This window comes from Sphingobium sp. ba1, from assembly GCF_000743655.1.
GTDB lineage: Bacteria > Pseudomonadota > Alphaproteobacteria > Sphingomonadales > Sphingomonadaceae > Sphingobium.
Genome location: NZ_JPPQ01000006.1, coordinates 312,670 through 317,292 on the forward strand (window position 1 = coordinate 312,670; position 4,623 = coordinate 317,292).

At 70.8% G+C, this 4,623-nt stretch carries 6 protein-coding genes; 1 reads left to right on the top strand and 5 read right to left on the bottom strand.

The window, feature by feature from the left end:
• The 5 genes from IL54_RS01730 to IL54_RS01750 all read right to left on the bottom strand — a co-directional run.
• Positions 1 to 371 (bottom strand): adenosylcobinamide-GDP ribazoletransferase (locus IL54_RS01730; protein ID WP_037472571.1); only part of this gene is annotated, 371 nt, incomplete at its 3' end.
• Positions 368 to 937 (bottom strand): histidine phosphatase family protein, encoded by a 570-nt coding sequence (locus IL54_RS01735; protein ID WP_037472457.1) that lies wholly within the window; start codon positions 935 to 937, stop codon positions 368 to 370. The genes IL54_RS01730 and IL54_RS01735, both read right to left, overlap by 4 nt.
• Entirely contained in the window at positions 934 to 1,959 is a 1,026-nt protein-coding gene (gene cobT, locus IL54_RS01740; protein ID WP_052027502.1) for a nicotinate-nucleotide--dimethylbenzimidazole phosphoribosyltransferase, read from the bottom strand. The genes IL54_RS01735 and cobT overlap by 4 nt, the downstream gene beginning before the upstream one ends.
• 1 nt (position 1,960) lies before the next feature.
• Positions 1,961 to 2,758, bottom strand: coding sequence for an ABC transporter ATP-binding protein (locus IL54_RS01745; protein WP_037472459.1), 798 nt, complete (start codon positions 2,756 to 2,758; stop codon positions 1,961 to 1,963).
• Entirely contained in the window at positions 2,752 to 3,765 is a 1,014-nt protein-coding gene (locus IL54_RS01750) for a FecCD family ABC transporter permease (RefSeq protein ID WP_037472461.1), read from the bottom strand. Before IL54_RS01750 ends, IL54_RS01745 begins: the two co-directional genes overlap by 7 nt.
• 53 nt (positions 3,766 to 3,818) lie before the next feature.
• Here IL54_RS01750 and IL54_RS01755 point away from each other — a divergent pair.
• Positions 3,819 to 4,623: ABC transporter substrate-binding protein (locus tag IL54_RS01755; RefSeq protein WP_076605439.1), on the top strand; the 805-nt coding region annotated here is incomplete at its 3' end.

A 4,623-nucleotide genomic window follows, 5' to 3' on the forward strand; every position in this document is an offset into this window, starting at 1 on the left:
AGCAGGACCAGCTTGGCGATGAGCTGGAGCGCGATCGCGACGACGCCGAAGCTGCCGACATGGGGGTCGGACAGGACGGCGCGCAGGCGATCCCTGTCCTTATGCGCCGCGCCAGCCGCATCGGCCATGTCGCCAAGGCCATCGAGATGGAGCGCGCCGGTCAGCCCGACCCAGGCGATGAGGCCTAGCAGCGCGCCGACCCAGGGGTCGATCCGCGCCCCCGCCCCGCAGGCGGCGGCGATCAGCGCGCCCAGGATCAGGCCGACGACGGGGAAGCAACGCATCGACCGGGCGAAATCCTGCGCCGAGGCGGTGACGCGCGGCATCGGCAGGCGGGTCATGAACTGGAGCGCGATGATCAGCCCCTTCATGGATGCAGGCCGATAATCTGCGCGGCAGGCTGCGGGCCGGGCCACAGGCGCAACGACAGCAAAGACGCATAGGGCAAGTCGAACGCCCAGCTTTGCGCGGGCGTCAGGCCGCAATGATAGGCGATGGCCGCGCGCATCGCGCCGCCATGGGTGAGGATGAGGGTGGAGTCGGTGGTCAGCGCGGCCGTGGCGGCAGCGACGCGATCGACCAGCATCGACCAGCGCTCACCGCCCGGTGGCGGGCTGGCGTCGGGATCGGCATGGAAGCGGGCAAAGGCCTGCGCTGGGACGGCGGACGGGGCGAGGCCATCCCAGGCGCCGAAATCCAGCTCGCGCCAGCGCGGGTCGAGCAGCACGGGCAGGCCATGGTCACGGCCGATGGCGTCGGCGGCGGCGCTGGCGCGGGTCAGGTCGGAACTGATGATGGTGCTTATGCCAAGGTTAGCGGCGCGGGCGCGGCAGGCGTCGATCCCGGCCTGCGTCGGTGCGCCATCGGTGCGGCCCATCAGCAGGCCGGGCGTCTCTGGCGCGCCATGGCGCAGCAAATGGAGCAGCCGGGGCGTCATGCCGCGCCCGACACGCCGGCCTGCGCGAAGGTCGCCATCTGCGCATGGGCGGCGAGCGCGGAACGGACGATATTGGCCGCCACCGCTGCGCCGCTGCCTTCGCCGAGCCGCATGCCAAGGCGCAGCAGCGGATCGAGGCCAAGCTGGCGGAGCAGCCGGTCATGGCCGGGTTCGGCCGAACAATGGCCCGCGATGCAATGGTCAACGATGGCGGGATAAGCGGCGGCGAGCGGGGCGATGGCCGCGCCGCTGATGAACCCGTCGAGCATCACCGGGATGCGCAACTGCCGCGCCCGCAGCGCTGCGCCTGCCATTGCAGCAATCTCTCGCCCGCCCACGCGCCGCAGCGTTTCGAACGGGGTCAGCGGCGCGTCGGCGTGGAAGGCGAGCGCCCGGTCGATGACCGCGATCTTGCGGGCGATGCCGCCGGCATCGACGCCGGTGCCCGGCCCGACCCAGTCGGCGGCGCTGCCGCCCAGGCTGCGCGCGGCGAGGGCGGCGGCGGCGGTCGAATTGCCGATGCCCATCTCGCCGAGCAGGAGAAGGTTGAGGCCTGGCTCCACCGCCGCCGCGCCGATCGCCAGCGCCGCGAGGCAGTCCGCCTCGCTCATGGCCGCGCCTTGCGTGAAATCGTCCGTCGGGCGGTCAAGGTCGATCGGCACGACGCGCAGGTCGAGGCCCGCAGCACCGGCCAGCGCGTTGATCGCCGCGCCGCCAGCATTGAAATTCGCGACCATCTGCGCGGTGACGGTGGCGGGAAAGGCGCTGACGCCATGGATGGTGACGCCATGATTGCCCGCGAAGATCAGCACCCGACCCTGGTCGAGCGCGGGAATCGCCCGCCCCTGCCACCCGGCAAAGAACAGCGCGAGTTGCTCCAGCCGGGCGAGCGAGCCTGTGGGCTTGGTCAATTGCGCCTGCCGCGCGGCGGCGGCGGCGATCGCATCCGTGTCGGGACCGGGCATGGCGCGCAGGGCGGCGTCGAAGTCGGCGGGGCTGGACCAGAAGGGGGCTTGGGGCATCTTATTCTCCATGGTCAGGCGCAGCGCTCCAGCGGTCGAGCGGGGCGACCAGCGGCGGCGTGGCGGCAAGGTCGATGCGGCTGGTGATGCCATAGACGGCGCGCAGCCGGTCCTGCGTCAGCACCGCGTCCGGCGTGCCATCGGCGACCAGCGTACCGCGATCGAGCAGCAGCAGCCGGTCGCAATAGCGCGCCGCCATGGACAGGTCGTGCAGCACGGCGATGACCAGCCCACCCGCCCGCGCTTCGCGCGCGAGCAATTGCATGACGTCGATCTGATGACCGGGGTCGAGCGCGGCCAGCGGCTCGTCCACGGCGAGGCCCGGCGCGCCAACGGCCAGCGCACGGGCGAGCATGACGCGGGCGCGCTCGCCGCCCGACAATTCGGTGGCGATCCGGTCGGCGAGATGGGCGACGTCGGTGCGGGCCATCGCCGCCGCTATGGCGTCATGGTCCGCCGCGCCGATGCGCGACATCGGGCCAAGATGGGGCAGGCGGCCAAGCGCGACCAGCCGCTCGACGCTCAGCGGCCAGTGCAACGTCTGGCCCTGCGGCAGATAGGCGATGGCGCGGGCACGCTCGCGCGGCGGCAGGGTGGCGATGGCGCGACCGTCGATCGTCACGCTGCCGTGGGTCGTGTCGATCAGGCCAAGCATGGCCCGCACCAGCGTCGATTTGCCCGCGCCATTGGGGCCGATAATGCCGATCAGCGCGCCAGGCGCGAGCGTCGCATCGATATCCTGCAGCACGGCGCGGCGGCCGAGGTTGGCGCACAGCCCTTCGACCCGGATCGTCACCATGTCCGCCGCTCCCGCAACAGATGGAGCAGGAAGATGGGGACGCCGAGGAAGGCGGTGACCACGCCGAGCTTCAACTCGCTGGTGGTGGGGATCAGGCGGACCAAGATGTCGGCGGCGACCAGCAGGATCGCGCCGCCCAGCAGCGAGGGGAGCAGGATGGCGGACGGGCTGCGATCGGTCAGCGGGCGGACGAGATGGGGGACGATGAGGCCGATGAAGCCGATCGAACCGGACACCGACACCGCCCCGCCCACGCCGATCGCGACGCCCAGCAGCAGGCGGGTGCGGGTGCGGCGCAGATCGACGCCGAGCGACCGCGCGCCATCCTCGCCCAGCGTCAGCGCGTCGAGCGCGCGCCGGTCGATCAGCAGCAGCGCGCCGCCGACGATCACGCAGGGCAGGACGATCCAGACATGATCAATCGACCGGTTTTCGATCGACCCCATCAGCCAGGTCATGATCTCCATCGCGGCGAAGGGATTGGGCGAGAGGTTGAGCGCAAGGCTGATCCCCGCCCCGGCGAGCGTCGATACGGCGATGCCCGCCAGGATCAGCGTCAATGCGCTTTCCGCGCGCCCGGCCAGAGTGAAGAGCAGCAGCAGCGCGATCAGCCCGGTGGCGATCGAGAGCAAGGGCAGCATCGCGGGATGCCAGCCCGCCACGCCGAAATAAATGGCGGCGACCGCGCCCAGCGCGGCGGCATTGGATGCGCCCAGTACCGAGGGTTCGGCCAGCGGATTGCGCAAATAGCCCTGCAACACCGCCCCCGCCAGCCCCAGCATCGCGCCGACCAGCAGGCCGATGAGCGTGCGCGGCAGGCGCAGGTCGAGCAATATGGTGGTCGCGACCGGATCGCCATGGCCCATGACGACGGCCAGCAGCCGGTCGAGCGAAAGCGTCACCGGGCCAAGCCGCAGCGAGGCGACCGCGACGATCACCACCCCGGCGATCAGCAGCGGCATCAACGCACGATGGCGCGGCGCAGGCGGTTCATGGGTCAGGCGCATGGGGTCCGATCGGGCTTGCTTGTGTCACGGCACCGGGGCGTTATGGAAGCGCGATGATGATCTTGCGCTCGCTCGCCCTCGCCACCTGCCTGTTGTGCGTCGCCTTGCCCGTTGTGGCGGCGGAACGGGTTGGTGGTGTTCCCAAGCGTATCGTGTCGCTGAACCTCTGTTCCGATCAACTGGTGTTGGCGCTGGCCGACCGGGGGCAGATTGCCGGGTTGACCAGCAATGTGCGTGATCCCGATATGTCGGCGGCGGCAGAGGCGGCGCGCGGCCTGCCGATGCTGCGCGGCACGTCGGAGGAAGTGCTGGCGGCGCGGCCTGATCTGGTGATCGGCCTGCCCGCGCGCGGGCATCCGGCGCTCGCCCCTTTCAAGACCCTGCCCTTCCGCACGCTCGACCTGCAATCGGCGGAAAATTACGCCAGCATCTTGGCCTCGATCCGGCAGGTGGCGCAGGCGGTGGGGCATCCGGCGCGCGGCGAGGCGCTGATCGCGCGGATGGAGGCTGATCTGGCGCGGCTGCCCCGTCCCGCGCGCGCGCCGGTCGCGGCCTATTATCAGCGGCGCGGCTATCTGACCGGATCGGGCACGCTGATCGACGATCTGCTGGTGCGCACGGGCGTCAGCAATCTCGCGACCCGCTTGGGCAAACCCGCTCTGTCGCAGATGAGCCTGGAGGAAATGGTGGCGTCGCGGCCCGATTATCTGATCATCGAAAGCGCGACGCAGAAAGTGACCGATCAGGGCACGGAAATGCTGCACCATCCCGCGCTGCGCAGCATCCCGCGCATCGCCATTCCGCAGGCGTGGACGGTATGCGGCGGCCCCGCCTATGTGCAGGCGGCGCAGGCGATCG